We start from the raw sequence: 13,590 nt of genomic DNA, 5'->3' as shown, positions 1-13,590 counted from the left end.
CACTGCTCTCCATGACAAGATGACGAATATGCATACAATGACTGATCCGGAAGATAACTGGCTGTGGATCATCGGCCCGGGCGCCATCGGGCGCCTGTTGGCGGCTTCGCTGATGGCAGCGCGCCAGCGAGAGCTGCGTGAGCAGGGGGCAACCGAGCTACCGCGTGTCTTGCTGCTGGGGCGTCAGGCAATGGTGGGGCAAGACGTCATGCTCGACATGACCACACCGGAATCACACACTGTTAGCGCAAAGATAAATTATTCAACAATTGACACACTGCAAGGCTCGCCATCCAGAAAGCCTTCCACCATCTGGCTGACGACCAAGGCCCACGGTGTACCCGCCGTCTGGCAGCAACTGGCACCACATATCACGCCCGGGACTCCCGTGACCTGCTGGCAGAATGGCCTGAGCGCTCAGCCGTGGCTGGCCGAACGCCACGCCAATCTGCTATGCGCCAGCACCACCGAAGGCGCCTGGCTGCCAGCCGAGCCTAGCGCAAGCGCGGCGCCTGACACTGACTCAACCGCGGATGAACTCCAGCACCTTGGCGTGCAACACGCCGGGCGCGGCCACACCTGGCTGGGCGCATGGCAAAGTGACGGCGACGGCGATCCCGACAGCCAGTCCCACCAGGCCGCTCTCCTGCAATGTGACTGGCTCAAGGCTGCAGGGTTTGCGTGCGAGCAGACGCCGGATATCCAGACTCGCCTGTGGCACAAGCTGGCGATCAATGCGGCGATCAATCCCCTGGTGGCACGCTATCGCATTCGCAATGGCCAGCTGCGCGACCGGCCATTTGCCCCGATGGTGCGCCAGGCGGTCGAGGAGATCAGCGCGGTACTGGATAGCGAAGGCATCTCTGCCCCGAGGGAAGGCTGGCAGGCGCTGGTCGAACAGGTCATCCGCGCGACCGCCAACAATCGCGCCTCGATGCTGCAGGATGTGCTCGCCGGTCGCCCTACCGAGGTCGAGGCGATCCTTGGCCCATTGCGCCTTGCCGCCGTCCGACATGGGCTGGCCCTGCCCTTGCTGGATGACCTCTACCGCCAGCTGAGCACGCCGCAACGCTGAAACCGGCATCACAACCAGCCCAGCGACTCCAGCCAGACAAGCTAGCCTCGCCTCTCTCCCCAGATGACGCGCACAAAAAAAGACCCGCCTCGCGAGAGACGGGTCACAAGCAACAGCCAAGCTGTCGAGAGAGAGCAGTACTGGCAGCCTGTCAGCCTCAAGCACGGCGTGCATGACGTTGGCAGGCAACCGCTGGATCAGTGACCAGCACTCATCCAGATATCAGGCTTCAGCGGTGGAAACGCTCTGAGGCTTCACGCGCCAGCTCGCGGATACCATCCCAGTCACCCGCATCGATCAGTTTCTGCGGCGCGACCCAGCTACCACCGACACACATCACGTTCTTGAGCGCGAGGTAGTCAGCGGCGTTGCTCAGGGAAATGCCGCCAGTCGGGCAGAAGCGAGCTTCGCTGATCGGGCCACCGAAGGACTTGATCGCATTGACGCCGCCCGCGGCTTCCGCCGGGAAGAACTTGAAGCGACGGTAACCGTACTGCCAGCCCGTCATCAGCTCCGAAACGGTCGCGACACCCGGCAGCATCGGCACGCTGCTGGTCACGCCGTACTGGTACAGCGCTTCGGTGGTGCCCGGCGTGACGATGAAGTCGACACCCAGCTCTTCCACCTGGCGATACTGTTCCGGCGTCAGCACGGTGCCGGCACCGATGCTGGCGTTGGGCAGCGCTTCACGCATCAGGCGGATGGCTTCCAGCGCGCAGTCGGTACGCAGCGTGACTTCCAGTACGGTCAGGCCACCTTCGTAGAGGGCCTTGCCCAGCGGTACGGCGTCCTCGATGCGCTCGACGGCGATCACCGGCAGCACGGAGGCTTTCTGGCAGATGCTGTCGATCTCGGTGGTGCGAGTCGACGGAAGCTGTTTTTCAAAGCTCATGGCGTTCTCCTTGTGCCGCGGCCAGCCTCCCTTGTGGCTGGCCGCGGCCGATGTGATCAGGGGGCCCAGTAAAGCGCCAGCGGCGCGGACAGGAAGGCACGAATCGGCAGTTCACTGGCCGCCTCGACGTCGCTCAGCGCGCGCGACAGCACGGCCTGCTTGTCGGTCCCCGTGAGATGAAGCACGGTACGACGCGTCTGGCGCAGACGCTCGAGAGACAGCGTGATACGCGCCTGCGGCACGCTGGGTGCACGCATCGGCACACAGCAATCCGCACTGGTCAGCGCTTCCTGCAGGCGGTCACCGTCCGGGAACAGCGAGGCAGTATGGCCATCGCCGCCCATGCCAAGAATCAGCGCGGAAGCCGGCCAGGGGAGCGCCGCGATGCGAGCACTCACTTCTGTGCAACCGTCCTCCGGCTCTGCCTCGGCATTGGTCAGCGGATGGAAGGTGGCGGCACTGGCCGCACCACTCAGCAGGTGCTCACGCACGAAGCGTGCATTGCTGTCATCGGCGTCTTCGCTCACCCAACGCTCATCGGCGAGGGTGATATCGACCCGCGACCAATCTAGCGGCTTGTCGCGCAGCGCGGCAAACAGCGGCTTGGGCGTGGAGCCGCCGGAAACCACCAGCAGCGCACGCGCTGACGGATCAACGTCGAGATCAGCGCGCAAGGCAGCGGCCAGATACTCGGCGAGAGAGTGCGCGGTCTGTACGCGCGGGTCCTGCTCATTCACGGTGGCGCTCATCTCAATACTCCTCATACCAGCTGCGACCATCGCGCGTGATCATCGCGATCGAGGAGACGGGCCCCCAAGAGCCGGCCGGATAACGGCGCGGCGTGGCGGCGCGGGATTCCCAGCCATCGATGAGGGTATCGACCCAACGCCAGGCGTGTTCGATCTCGTCACGACGCACGAACAGATACTGCTGGCCCTTGATGACTTCCAGCAGCAGACGTTCGTAAGCTTCCGGAATACGGCGCTTGGGGAAGGCGCTGTTGAAGTCGAGATCCAGCGGGCCCGGACGCAGACGCATGCCCTTGTCGAGACCGGAGTCCTTGGTCAGCACCTGCAGGGAGATGCCTTCGGACGGCTGAAGACGAATGATCAGCTTGTTGGCCGCCAGCGAGCGCTGGTCCGGATCGAAGATGTAGTGCGGCTGCTGACGGAAGTGGATCACGATCTGTGACAGCTTCTCCGGCATGCGCTTGCCGGTCCGCAGGTAGAACGGCACACCGGCCCAGCGCCAGTTGGAGACTTCGGTCTTGAAAGCCACGAAGGTCTCGGTCTGGGATTCGGTATTGGCACCCTCTTCCTCGAGGTAGCCCGGCACGTGCTGGCCATCGACGGCACCCGCAATGTACTGACCACGCACCAGATCCGTATTGAGACGCTCGCCGGTGATCGGGCGCAACGCCTTGAGAACCTTGACCTTCTCGTCACGAATGGCGTCTGCGTCCAGGTTGGACGGCGGATCCATCGCGATCAGACACAGCAGCTGCAGCAGGTGGTTCTGCACCATGTCACGCAGCTGACCGGCCTGATCGAAGTAGCCCCAGCGCCCTTCGATGCCGACCTTCTCCGCCACGGTGATCTCGACGTGGGAAATCTGGTTCTGATTCCACTGATTGCCGAACATCGGGTTGGCGAAGCGCAGCGCGATCAGGTTCTGTACGGTTTCCTTGCCCAGATAGTGATCGATACGGTAGATCTGGGATTCGTGGAAGACGGCGCCGATCGCGTCGTTGACGACGCGCGAGCTCTCCAGATCAGAGCCGATCGGCTTCTCGACCACGACACGCGAGTGCTCGTCGAGACAGCCCGCCGCCTGCAGATTGCTGCTGATGTCGCCGTAGATACGCGACGGTACGGAAAGATAGATCATCAGCGGGCGCGGCGACGGCTTGCCCTTGGCATCCACACGCCAATCGGCGATCGCGGAATAGCCTTCCACGGTACTGAAGTCCAGCGCCGCATAGCTGATGCGAGAGAGGAAGCGCTCGATGCATTCCTTCTCGAGGTGTTCCGGCTTGACGCGCTCCTTGAGCGCCGCCTGCACGGTGTCCTTGAAGGATTCGAGGCTGACATCCTGACGCGCCAGACCGATCAGGCGGGTTGCCTTCTCGAGCAGACCGTCACGGTCGAGGTGATAAAGGGCTGGATATAGCTTGCGCTTGGCGAGATCGCCCAAGGCGCCGAACAGGGCAATATCCACGCCCGGAATGATGTCGGAACTCATGCCGCCGATTTCTCCCGTCGAAACTGCCCTGTATGCCGAAATGACCGACAAGGTGGGCGACTTCGAACCCGCTTCCTGGAAGGCTGCGCAGGCTGGCGCGGCGAGGAGAGGCTCGAATGACACACGGCACCGGGAAGGCGTTGGCGATACATGGCTGGTTATATTAACAACAAATGTAGCGATAACGCCGCTGTCACTCAAGACAATTCGCCCCACAAATAGGTAAACTTACCTAAAAGTGGTAGTCAGCGGCGCTTTCGCTTTCACCTCGTCCTTCGCACCCCTGGATCAGCAAGTGACCCAAAGAGATGCTTGGCCTACCAGACGAGTGAGGCTAGGATGCCCAGATTACGTAGTTATTTCACTACACAATGGCAGGGTAACAGGCGAATGGCAGTACACGACCTCATCAATCGCATCCGTGAACGTCTCGACGAGCTCAATCGCTCCGAGCGCAAGGTCGCCGACGTCATTCTGGCGGACCCGGCTGCGGCCACCGGCATGAGCATCGCGGCGCTCGCTCAGGCCTCACTGGTCAGTGAGCCGACCGTCAACCGCTTCTGTCGCAACTTCGATGCCAAGGGCTTCCCCGACTTCAAGATCAAGCTGGCCCAGAGCCTGGCCGGCGGCACGCCCTATGTGTCACGCAGTGTCGATCAGAACGATGATGCCGCCGCCTATGGCGACAAGATTCTCGGCGCCACCGTGGCCGCGCTCGACGATGCCCGTCGCGCACTGGACCCCAGACGCATCGAACGCGCCGTCGACTACCTGAGCCAGGCCAAGCAGATCTGCTTCTTCGGCCTTGGCGCCTCAGGCCCGGTCGCGGCGGATGCCCAGCACAAGTTCTTCCGCTTCAACCTGCCGGTCATGGCCTATGAAGATGTGCTCATGCAGCGCATGGTGGCCGCCGCCTGCCATACCGGCGACGTGATCGTGATCATCTCCTACACCGGACGCACCCGCGAGCTGGTCGATATCGCCAAGCTCGCACGCAGCAATGGCGCCGCGGTACTGGGCATCACCGCACCGGACTCTCCGCTGGCGCGCGAGTGCACCGAAGTGCTGGAAGTCATGGCGCCGGAAGACACCGATATCTATATGCCGATGACCTCACGCATGATCCACCTGGCCCTGATCGACGTGCTGGCCACCGGCGTGACGCTGCGCCGCGGAGAAGACTTCCAGCAGCATCTCAAGAAGATCAAGGACAGCTTGAAGGACACCCGTTTCCCACCGGAGTCTTGAGCACTAGCCATCAGGTCATCAGCCCCAGCTAAGGCAAATGAGCTCTTCCTGCGCAGCCATTCAACGCGCTACTGACTCTTCAGCGTCACTTGAGCGATCCTTCAGGCATGGCGCGGGGCTTGCACCCGCGTGATCAAGACACAACAATACGCGCCATACCCCCCTGACATGCGGTGCTCGCCGCGTGATGTCTCATGTCGTGAATGCTGAGGATGCTTCCCATGCGCTGGCTGGCCACTGCTGCTCTGACCCTGATTTCCGCCCTTCCCGTGACCATGAGTCTGGCTCAGGCCGACACCTTCAAGTTCACGGCGATTCCGGATGAAGACGAGTCACGCCTGGTCGAGCGTTTCGACAAGGTCGCCGAGTATCTGGAAGAGAAGCTGGGCGTCGATGTCGAGTATGTGCCGGTCAAATCCTACAGCGCCGCCGTCAGCGCCTTCCGCAATGATCAGATCCAGATGGCCTGGTTCGGCGGCCTGACAGGCGTTCAGGCACGTCAGATGGTGCCGGGCTCCGTCGCCATCGCCCAGGGCGTGGAAGATGCCGCCTTCCGCAGCTACTTCATCGCACGTCGCGACCTCAAGCTGGCCGGCGATGCCGCCGAGCCGCTGGACGCCTTGCCCGACTCCGTCGAAGGCCACTCCTTCACCTTCGGCGCCAAGACCTCCACTTCAGGCCGCCTGATGCCGGAATACTATCTGCGCGAGCAGTTCCAGCAGGCACCGGATGCCCTGTTCAGCCGCGTCGGTTTCTCCGGCGACCACTCACGCACCATCGCACTGGTCGCCGCCGGCACCTATGACGTGGGCGCGGTCAACTTCGCGGTGTGGGAAGCGGCCGTCAAGGATGGCAAGGTCGACCCGAGCAAGGTGCAGGTGCTGTGGCAGACGCCGGCCTACCCGGATTATCAGTGGACCATTCGTGGCGATGCCGACAGCCATTTCGGCGCGGACTTCACTGCCCATGTCACCACGGCCCTGCTGGACATGAAGGACCCGGACCTGCTCGAGAGCTTCCCGCGCTCCGGCTTCATTCCGGCCAGCAACGATGACTACGCGCCGATCAAGACCGTCGGTGAGCAGCTCGGTCTGCTGCGCTGAGCTCATGACCCAGGAAACACCCTCTCCACTGCTGCACCTTTCGCAAGACCACCTCGGCCATGGCGTCGAGGTGGTCTTGCGTGATCTGGATATTCGCCTCCTGCCGGGCGAGCGCATCGCCCTGCTCGGCGCCAGTGGCGCAGGCAAGTCCACGCTGCTGGAAGCCCTGCGCGCCGCGCTGCAACAGCGTGACGTAGCCGCCGCCTGGTGCCCTCAACGCCAGGGGCTGGTGCCGCAATTGTCGGTCTACCACAACATCTTCATGGGCCGGTTGGACCAGCACTCACGGCTGACCAACCTGCTCAATCTGCTGCGCCCGAAACCGGCTCACTGGCAGACGGTCGCCGCGCTGTGCGAACCGCTGGGTATCGCCGGCCTGATGGAACGCTCCGTCGAGGCGCTTTCCGGCGGTCAGCGCCAGCGTGTCGCCATCGCACGCGCGCTCTATCAGGGTCATGAGCTGTTCCTCGGTGACGAGCCCGTCGCAAGCGTGGACCCGCATCAGGCCAGTCAGTTGATCCAGCTGATACATGCCCGTCACGCGACCAGTGTAGTAGCGCTTCATCAGCGTGAGTTGGCGCTTACTCACTTCACGCGCGTGATCGGGCTTGGCAAGCAGGCTGACGGCCAGGGGCACGTGCTGCTGGATGTCGCGACCGACGGACTAACGCCTGGCGACCTGGATTTCCTGTACCCCGCTGCGGCGACGCGCGAGTCATCCGATGTCAGCTGACCCCTCCACCATGACGGCAGAGCTGCGCCATCCCCCTCGCTGGTGGCAGGCACGCAGTGACGGTGCGCGCCTGATGCGCCTCGGTGGTGGTCTAGTGATCGCCATGCTGGTATTGGTGCCCTTCGCCGATCTCTCCGTTACCTCGCGCGATCCCTGGCAGGAACTGGGCCGCATGCTGGCGGGTCTGGCGTCGCCGGCTCCCGGCGCGCTGGAATCCCCGCTGCACGCCCTGATCCTGACCATCGCTTTTGCGCTGTGGGGCACCCTGCTGGGTGCGCTGATCGGGCTGCCACTGGCATTGGTCTACTCTCGCTCACGCTTGCTGCGGGGCATCTGCGCCGGGCTGCGTGCGGTGCATGAGCTGTTCTGGGCGCTACTGTTGCTGCAGGTGTTCGGGCTGTCGGCCGCCACGGCGCTGGCGGCGATCACGATTCCCTATGCGGCGACCTTCGCCAAGGTCTATGCCGAGATTCTCGAACAACTGCCGCAGGCGCCGCTCAAGGCACTGCCCTATGCCAGCTCGCGTGCGATGCGCTTTGTGTATGCAGAACTGCCGATGGCGTGGCGGCGCATGGCCAGCTACACCCGCTATCGCTTCGAATGCGGACTGCGCGCCAGCGTCCTGCTTGGTTTCGTCGGCTTGCCCACGCTGGGCTTCTATCTGGAAAGCGCCTTTCGCGAGGGCCGTTACGCCGAGGCGGGCGCTCTGCTGTGGATCTTCTATCTGCTGATCGCCACGCTCCCATGGTGGGGTCACCGTCGGGTATTGCCGGTGCTGGCCATCGCCAGCCTCTGGTGGCTGGGGCCATGGCCCGATGTCAGCCCGCCCCTGCTGTGGCGCTTCATCAGCCATGACATCTGGCCGGCGCCGCTGGTCAATGCATCATTCGAGTCACTGACCTCGGGCGAGCTCGCGACAGGCCTGCTGCAATGGGCCAGTCACCTGCCCGACCTGCTGCCCGCCATCGGCAATACCTTGCTGCTCGGCCTGCTGGGCACCGCCGGTAGTCTGCTGATCGCCATGCTGCTATGGCCGCTGGCCAGCCGCCATGTGGGCAACCGCCTCTCGCAACACTCGACCAACGGCCTGCTGATCTTCCTGCGCACCACGCCGGAGTTGATACTGGCCTTCATCCTGTTGCTGCTGTTGGGGCCCTCGCTGCTGCCCGCCTGGCTGGCGCTGGCACTGCATAATGGCGCGATCATCGCTTTCCTGTGTGCTCGCCATGCCAACCAGATTCAGCTGCCGCCCAGTCGCCCGCAGGGCAAGTTCGAATGCTGGCTCTATGAACTCAACCCGCGTGTCGCCCCCGGCATGTTCGCGTTGCTGCTCTACCGCGCCGAGACCATCATTCGCGAGACGGCCATTCTCGGCATGCTGGGGGTGGTGACGCTGGGCTTCCATATCGACTCGAGCTTCGAATACCTGATGTTTGATCAGGCATTTGCCTTGCTGGTGCTCACCGCCATACTCAATATCGGCGTTGATAGCCTAGCGCGGCGCCTGCGCCCCAGCGGCGAGATCTCTGAAGACAGCTGCGTGCGCTGACTCCTGCCCGGCCTGCGCAGAAGTAGGCGCTGACTTCATGACGCCCCCGACTCTCCTTTGAGCGAGCCTTCCCATGCCTCAATCGTCACCCGCAGATGCTGCCAGCACGGCAAGCGCCAAGCGTGAAGCACAGCGCATCACCTTGATCGGCGCGGCGCTGGATGGCGTGCTGGGTGTCGCGAAGCTCGTCATCGGCAAACTGGTCGGCTCGCAGGCGCTGATCGCCGATGGCATCCATTCCCTGTCAGACCTGGTGACGGATGCCTTCGTGTTGGTGGCGACTCACTACGGCCGCCAGGCGCCGGATCGCTCACATCCGTGGGGGCATGAGCGCATCGAGACGCTCGGCACCCTGGTGCTTGGCAGTCTGCTGCTGGCCGTGGCGGGCGCCATTAGCTGGGAAGGCATTCTGCGCAGCTGGGAGCTGATGTTCGGCTCACTGACCATTCCGCTGCCCGGCGCGCTGGGCATCGGCATCGCGATCATCTCGCTGCTCGTCAAGGAAGGTATCTTTCGCGCCACGCTGAAGGTCGCGCGCAAGCAGAAATCCAAGCTGCTGGAGGCCAATGCCTGGCACTCGCGCAGCGATGCGCTCTCCACCGTAGCGGTGCTGATAGGTCTGATCGGTACCCAGCTGGGGGCCAGCTGGCTGGATGGCATCGCGGCGGTCGTCGTTGGCGTCATGGTAGGCAAGATCGGCGCCTCATTGGCCTGGGAGGCCTCGCGCGAACTGATCGACACCGCCCTGCCACGCGAACAACAACACGCCATGCGTGAGTGCTTACTGTCACTACCGGAGGTGCGTGGCGCACATGACTTGCGCAGCCGCACGCTGGCCGGCCGTATCGTGCTGGAAGTCCACCTGCTGGTCGCGCCACGCATCAGCGTCTCGGAAGGCCATGCCATCGGTCATCACGCCGTGGCTCGCCTCAAGGCCGAATTCCCCCAGCTCAGTGATGTGCTCTATCACATCGACCCTGAAGATGACTCGCACCTCGGCCAGGCCAGCCTGGCGCAGCCCTCGCGGCAGCAGCCCCTGCCCCTGCGCAACGACATCATCGTCGCACTCGAGGAATGCTGGCAGCAGTCGCCTCTCTGGCAGGCGCGCAGCGGCCTTACACTGCATTACGTCAACCATGCCACCGCGTCTACTGATACCGATGCGTCAGCCCCGCATGTGGATATCCTGCTGGAGTTGCCGGGTTGTGCTACGCGAGCCATCTCAGAAACAGCTCAGCAATGTAACCACGACGCTGACTCACGCAACGCATCAATCGCCGAGATGGAACGCCTCGCAGCGGGCCTTGAGTGGTTTGGCAAGCTGGAGATCGGTGTGATGTCACATATCCACCAGCGCTGACGTGTGGGTTACACTGCAGGCAAAGGCAGACATGGCATCCTGAACTTCAGAGGCAGGCTTGGGTTGATCCCTCATCGTTCAAAAGCGCTCAAGAGAGCTCAAATCAAAGCCATCTAGACCAGAATTCACCCTCGAACTCAAAGACAGACGTCCACCAGACAAGGAGCACACCATGAGCAACGCATCCGGCGAAATGCACAAGACACGCATCATCAGTGAGCTGAAAGGTTTCATCCGCAAGCTGTTGCAAGACCCGAAGATTCTCGAGCAGTCACTGGTCGTGGCGCGAGCGCGCCTCAAGGAAGGGGCAGAACAAGGAAAGAATGAGCAAGCGGTGCTGGCTATCATCGCCAACGAGATTTCTGACACTACCAGCATCCATATCCCGGAAGATCCCGCAGAACACTCCGATGCAGACAAGCTGTTCCTGGAGCTGCTGAAGGATGTGGTGGAAGAGGAAGAAGCACTTTATTGAGTATTTTATAGATACAATAAAAAAACCGCCCCGTAGGGCGGTTTTTTTAAACCAAAATTAGGGTGCATCACAGTTCTGCGGAAGAAATTCAGCCGGGATAGTACCTTCACATGTCCAACGACCATTAGCATCACGATAGATACCAAGAGTATTTGCATCGGTACCTGAAAGGCGAGGATTCACCTCCCCTGTAAAAGCAATTTCTAGATCAAACTCTCCTGCTGCTCCGTCATCCGGTGCCGCAAGAGTGATTGCACCTAGATCTAGTTCATCGCTCGCAATACCAACATCAACTTGCCCCGCCTCCAAATCTGCGTCGCTACTCAACACTGGCTCTTGACCGCGTAGAATTGCTTCTTCAGCTGCAGTTTGTACGCCTCGCAAACTAGCCAAAGCGCTCGTGGCTTGAGAACGTGCAACATAATCTTGGTACCGCGGAATCGCGATAGCCGCCAGAATACCGATGATCGCCACAACGATCATCAGCTCAATCAATGTAAAACCAGCTTGCTTGCGTATCATGGTGTGACTCCCTTGCATTTGCGTAGTGAGATCAGGTCGTACGTCCTGAAACCCCGGTTACCTTCCCTGACCAGCAGGATGTTACACAAAGATGTCAGTATGAGCGTTTATTCCAATATTCCCAACAACATCTTCAACAGCATAACATCTTGATATCACGGGGTGTCGACCGGACGGGACGAGTGATACCACAGCCACAGATCAGGTGCCATTGCCATGTCGCAAGACGCTTGCTTGGCGGCGCTGACGGCTGCTTGGTTGTTACAATAGATTACACTCAGTGACATTGCAAGCAACGAACACAAAAACTTTGTGATCGAGATTCAGACGCACTTCAACGTTACTCTCGCCTCTTCAGTGTTTGGCTACCTCCTTCCACTAACTCTATCACCTCCTCATGTCACGAATGCGCCATTCCTAGCGCTGGGCAATCCAGCTACACTCTTCTGCAAGACGATGTTTGTAATACGATGGCTTGCCGCACCAGAGTTCACGCACAGCGCATCAGTGCCTTCTTCACGTTTGAAGCAGCGAGAGTAGACCCATTGGCAACTGCAACAGGAAGAGTGTCATGCCCCAGTCAGAACACACGCTAAAAGGATTTGCCGCCCGACTGGTCGACTCTGGCCTGCTCGAACCACAGGCAGCACAGCTGGCTGAACAAGAAGCCAATGAGGTCGGGGAAAGCCTGTTGTTGCACATTATCACGCATGGTCTGGTACCGGCGCGTGAGGCGACATTGGCGGCCGCCTGGGAATACGGCCTGCCGTATGTGGATCTCGATGCCCTTCGTATCGACTCGCTGCCCGCCATTGATGAGCTGCCCGAGAAGGTGCTGCGTAAGCTGGGGGTATTGCCACTTTATCGCCGTGAGCATCGCCTGACCGTCGGTGTGCCCTCCCCATCGACGCTCACGCATCTTGATGAACTGCAATTTGCCACGGGCTTGTCGATCGAGAGTGTTCTGGTCGCTGCCGACCAGCTGACGCCGGCATTGGAACAGTATCTGGAAGCCGGCGAAGAAAGTGCCATTGATATGCTTGGCGGCGAAGGTGAAGCCCTCGATGGCTTGGAGTTCGAGGGGGAGGAGGATAACAATAACGATCTGGCCATCACGGCCAGCAGTGATGATGCGCCAGTGGTACGCTTCGTGCACAAGGTACTGATGGATGCCATCAAGCGTGGCGCCTCGGATATCCACTTCGAGCCCTATGAATCCACCTATCGCATTCGTTTCCGCATTGATGGCATGTTGATCGAGAATACCCGCCCGCCCTTCAATATGCGTAACCGTATCTCGGCGCGCCTGAAAGTCATGTCGCGCATGGATATTTCCGAGAGACGTTTGCCGCAGGATGGTGCAATCAAGCTTCGTCTGTCCAAGTCCCGCTCCATCGATTTCCGCGTCAATACACTTCCCACCGTGTATGGCGAGAAGCTGGTGCTGCGTATTCTTGATCCCAGTTCGGCCAAGATGGGCATCGAAGCGCTGGGCTTCGAACCTGAACAGCGCGCCATGTTCGAGAAGACGCTGGATCAGCCACAGGGCATGATCCTGGTCACCGGCCCGACCGGTAGCGGCAAGACCGTGACGCTCTATACCGGCTTGAATATCCTCAATACACCGGAGCGCAATATCTCGACGGCGGAAGACCCGGTCGAGCTCAAGGTAGAAGGCGTCAACCAGGTCAATGTACTGCCCAAGATCGGCCTGGACTTCGCCTCGGCCTTGCGCGCCTTCCTGCGCCAGGATCCCGATGTGGTTATGGTAGGGGAGATTCGTGACAAGGAAACCGCCGAGATTGCCGTCAAGGCAGCCCAGACCGGTCATCTGGTACTTTCCACCTTGCACACAAACTCGGCGCCCGAGACGCTGACACGTCTGAGCAACATGGGGATTGCCCCTTTCAACATCGCGAGTTCTGTCTCGTTGATCATCGCCCAGCGCCTTGCTCGCCGACTGTGCGCTCACTGCCGCCAACCTGCGGAAATTCCGCCTGAAGCGATGGCCTCGATGGGCTTCAGTGAAGACAATGGCTTCAGTGCAGCAGAACTCGAGGCTGCAACCATATTCCGCCCCGTCGGTTGCAGTCAGTGCACGCTAGGTTACAAGGGGCGAGTCGGCATCTATGAAGTCATGCCGATCTCGGATGAGATGAGCCGCTTGATCATGCGTGAGGGCACCGCCATCGAGCTGGCAGACCAGGCGCGCAAGGAGGGGCTTTCAGACCTGAGGCGAAGCGGCTTGCGCAAGGTGATGTCGGGCATGACCTCGCTGGAAGAAGTCAATCGCATCACCAAGGACTGAGCCACTGCAACTGACCGAGCATGTAATGGTTGTCCATGCTGGGACAGCGATCAATACGCCAGATAGCTGACTTTTGCTCAGTCA

The 13,590-nt window shown here is 61.1% G+C and carries 12 protein-coding genes; 8 read left to right on the top strand and 4 right to left on the bottom strand.

Annotated features, from left to right (window positions below):
* The first annotated feature begins 28 nt into the window (after positions 1-28).
* On the top strand, positions 29-1,075 hold the full coding sequence (locus CLAM6_RS03900) for a ketopantoate reductase family protein (RefSeq protein ID WP_242007737.1): 1,047 nt from the start codon (positions 29-31) through the stop codon (positions 1,073-1,075).
* A gap of 229 nt (positions 1,076-1,304) precedes the next feature.
* On the opposite strand, the gene CLAM6_RS03895 is transcribed toward CLAM6_RS03900, so the two are convergent.
* The 3 genes from CLAM6_RS03895 to zwf are packed head-to-tail and all read right to left on the bottom strand — an operon-like array spanning position 1,305 to position 4,208.
* Positions 1,305-1,967, bottom strand: a complete 663-nt coding sequence (locus tag CLAM6_RS03895; RefSeq protein WP_043332465.1) for a bifunctional 4-hydroxy-2-oxoglutarate aldolase/2-dehydro-3-deoxy-phosphogluconate aldolase — start codon at positions 1,965-1,967, stop codon at positions 1,305-1,307.
* Between the two features lie 56 nt (positions 1,968-2,023).
* A complete protein-coding gene (gene pgl, locus CLAM6_RS03890) occupies positions 2,024-2,716 on the bottom strand; it encodes a 6-phosphogluconolactonase (protein WP_153635195.1) in 693 nt (230 codons plus the stop codon).
* Between the two features lies 1 nt (position 2,717).
* Positions 2,718-4,208, bottom strand: coding sequence for a glucose-6-phosphate dehydrogenase (gene zwf, locus CLAM6_RS03885; protein WP_043332469.1), 1,491 nt, complete (start codon positions 4,206-4,208; stop codon positions 2,718-2,720).
* Between the two features lie 390 nt (positions 4,209-4,598).
* On the opposite strand from zwf, the gene CLAM6_RS03880 reads away from it, so the two are divergent.
* The 6 genes from CLAM6_RS03880 (at position 4,599) to CLAM6_RS03855 (ending at position 10,676) form a co-directional block, all read left to right on the top strand.
* Positions 4,599-5,456, top strand: coding sequence for a MurR/RpiR family transcriptional regulator (locus tag CLAM6_RS03880; protein WP_043332471.1), 858 nt, complete (start codon positions 4,599-4,601; stop codon positions 5,454-5,456).
* Between the two features lie 221 nt (positions 5,457-5,677).
* The gene (locus CLAM6_RS03875; RefSeq protein ID WP_172978617.1) at positions 5,678-6,559 is read left to right on the top strand and encodes a putative selenate ABC transporter substrate-binding protein; all 882 of its coding nucleotides are present in this window, start codon (positions 5,678-5,680) and stop codon (positions 6,557-6,559) included.
* Between the two features lie 4 nt (positions 6,560-6,563).
* Positions 6,564-7,292, top strand: a complete 729-nt coding sequence (locus CLAM6_RS03870; protein ID WP_153635193.1) for an ATP-binding cassette domain-containing protein — start codon at positions 6,564-6,566, stop codon at positions 7,290-7,292.
* The gene (locus CLAM6_RS03865) at positions 7,282-8,841 is read left to right on the top strand and encodes an ABC transporter permease (RefSeq protein ID WP_242007736.1); all 1,560 of its coding nucleotides are present in this window, start codon (positions 7,282-7,284) and stop codon (positions 8,839-8,841) included. The genes CLAM6_RS03870 and CLAM6_RS03865 overlap by 11 nt, the downstream gene beginning before the upstream one ends.
* A gap of 73 nt (positions 8,842-8,914) precedes the next feature.
* Positions 8,915-10,201: a cation diffusion facilitator family transporter gene (locus CLAM6_RS03860; protein WP_153635192.1), complete on the top strand. Its 1,287-nt coding sequence runs from the start codon at positions 8,915-8,917 to the stop codon at positions 10,199-10,201.
* Positions 10,202-10,373: 172 nt separating this feature from the next.
* A complete protein-coding gene (locus tag CLAM6_RS03855; RefSeq protein ID WP_043332474.1) occupies positions 10,374-10,676 on the top strand; it encodes a hypothetical protein in 303 nt (100 codons plus the stop codon).
* Positions 10,677-10,733: 57 nt separating this feature from the next.
* Here CLAM6_RS03855 and CLAM6_RS03850 read toward each other — a convergent pair whose 3' ends face one another.
* Complete coding sequence (locus tag CLAM6_RS03850; RefSeq protein WP_153635191.1) at positions 10,734-11,198, bottom strand: pilin; 465 nt, start codon at positions 11,196-11,198, stop codon at positions 10,734-10,736.
* Positions 11,199-11,769: 571 nt separating this feature from the next.
* Here CLAM6_RS03850 and pilB point away from each other — a divergent pair.
* Positions 11,770-13,506 (top strand): type IV-A pilus assembly ATPase PilB, encoded by a 1,737-nt coding sequence (gene pilB / locus CLAM6_RS03845; protein ID WP_153635190.1) that lies wholly within the window; start codon positions 11,770-11,772, stop codon positions 13,504-13,506.
* The last annotated feature ends 84 nt before the right edge of the window (positions 13,507-13,590 follow it).

The sequence above is a fragment of the Cobetia sp. AM6 genome (assembly GCF_009617955.1).
GTDB lineage: Bacteria > Pseudomonadota > Gammaproteobacteria > Pseudomonadales > Halomonadaceae > Cobetia > Cobetia amphilecti.
The sequence above is the reverse complement of the archived record's forward strand: the minus strand, read 5'-3'. Positions and strand labels throughout refer to the sequence as shown.

Coding starts and splice junctions, on each gene's coding strand:
- CLAM6_RS03860 (WP_153635192.1), top strand. CDS start 8,915: ATGCCTCAATCGTCACCCGCAGATGCTGCCAGCACGGCAAGCGCCAAG.
- CLAM6_RS03865 (WP_242007736.1), top strand. CDS start 7,282: ATGTCAGCTGACCCCTCCACCATGACGGCAGAGCTGCGCCATCCCCCT.
- CLAM6_RS03870 (WP_153635193.1), top strand. CDS start 6,564: ATGACCCAGGAAACACCCTCTCCACTGCTGCACCTTTCGCAAGACCAC.
- pilB (WP_153635190.1), top strand. CDS start 11,770: ATGCCCCAGTCAGAACACACGCTAAAAGGATTTGCCGCCCGACTGGTC.
- CLAM6_RS03880 (WP_043332471.1), top strand. CDS start 4,599: ATGGCAGTACACGACCTCATCAATCGCATCCGTGAACGTCTCGACGAG.
- CLAM6_RS03850 (WP_153635191.1), bottom strand. CDS start 11,198: ATGATACGCAAGCAAGCTGGTTTTACATTGATTGAGCTGATGATCGTT.
- pgl (WP_153635195.1), bottom strand. CDS start 2,716: ATGAGCGCCACCGTGAATGAGCAGGACCCGCGCGTACAGACCGCGCAC.
- CLAM6_RS03875 (WP_172978617.1), top strand. CDS start 5,678: ATGCGCTGGCTGGCCACTGCTGCTCTGACCCTGATTTCCGCCCTTCCC.
- CLAM6_RS03900 (WP_242007737.1), top strand. CDS start 29: ATGCATACAATGACTGATCCGGAAGATAACTGGCTGTGGATCATCGGC.
- zwf (WP_043332469.1), bottom strand. CDS start 4,208: ATGAGTTCCGACATCATTCCGGGCGTGGATATTGCCCTGTTCGGCGCC.
- CLAM6_RS03855 (WP_043332474.1), top strand. CDS start 10,374: ATGAGCAACGCATCCGGCGAAATGCACAAGACACGCATCATCAGTGAG.
- CLAM6_RS03895 (WP_043332465.1), bottom strand. CDS start 1,967: ATGAGCTTTGAAAAACAGCTTCCGTCGACTCGCACCACCGAGATCGAC.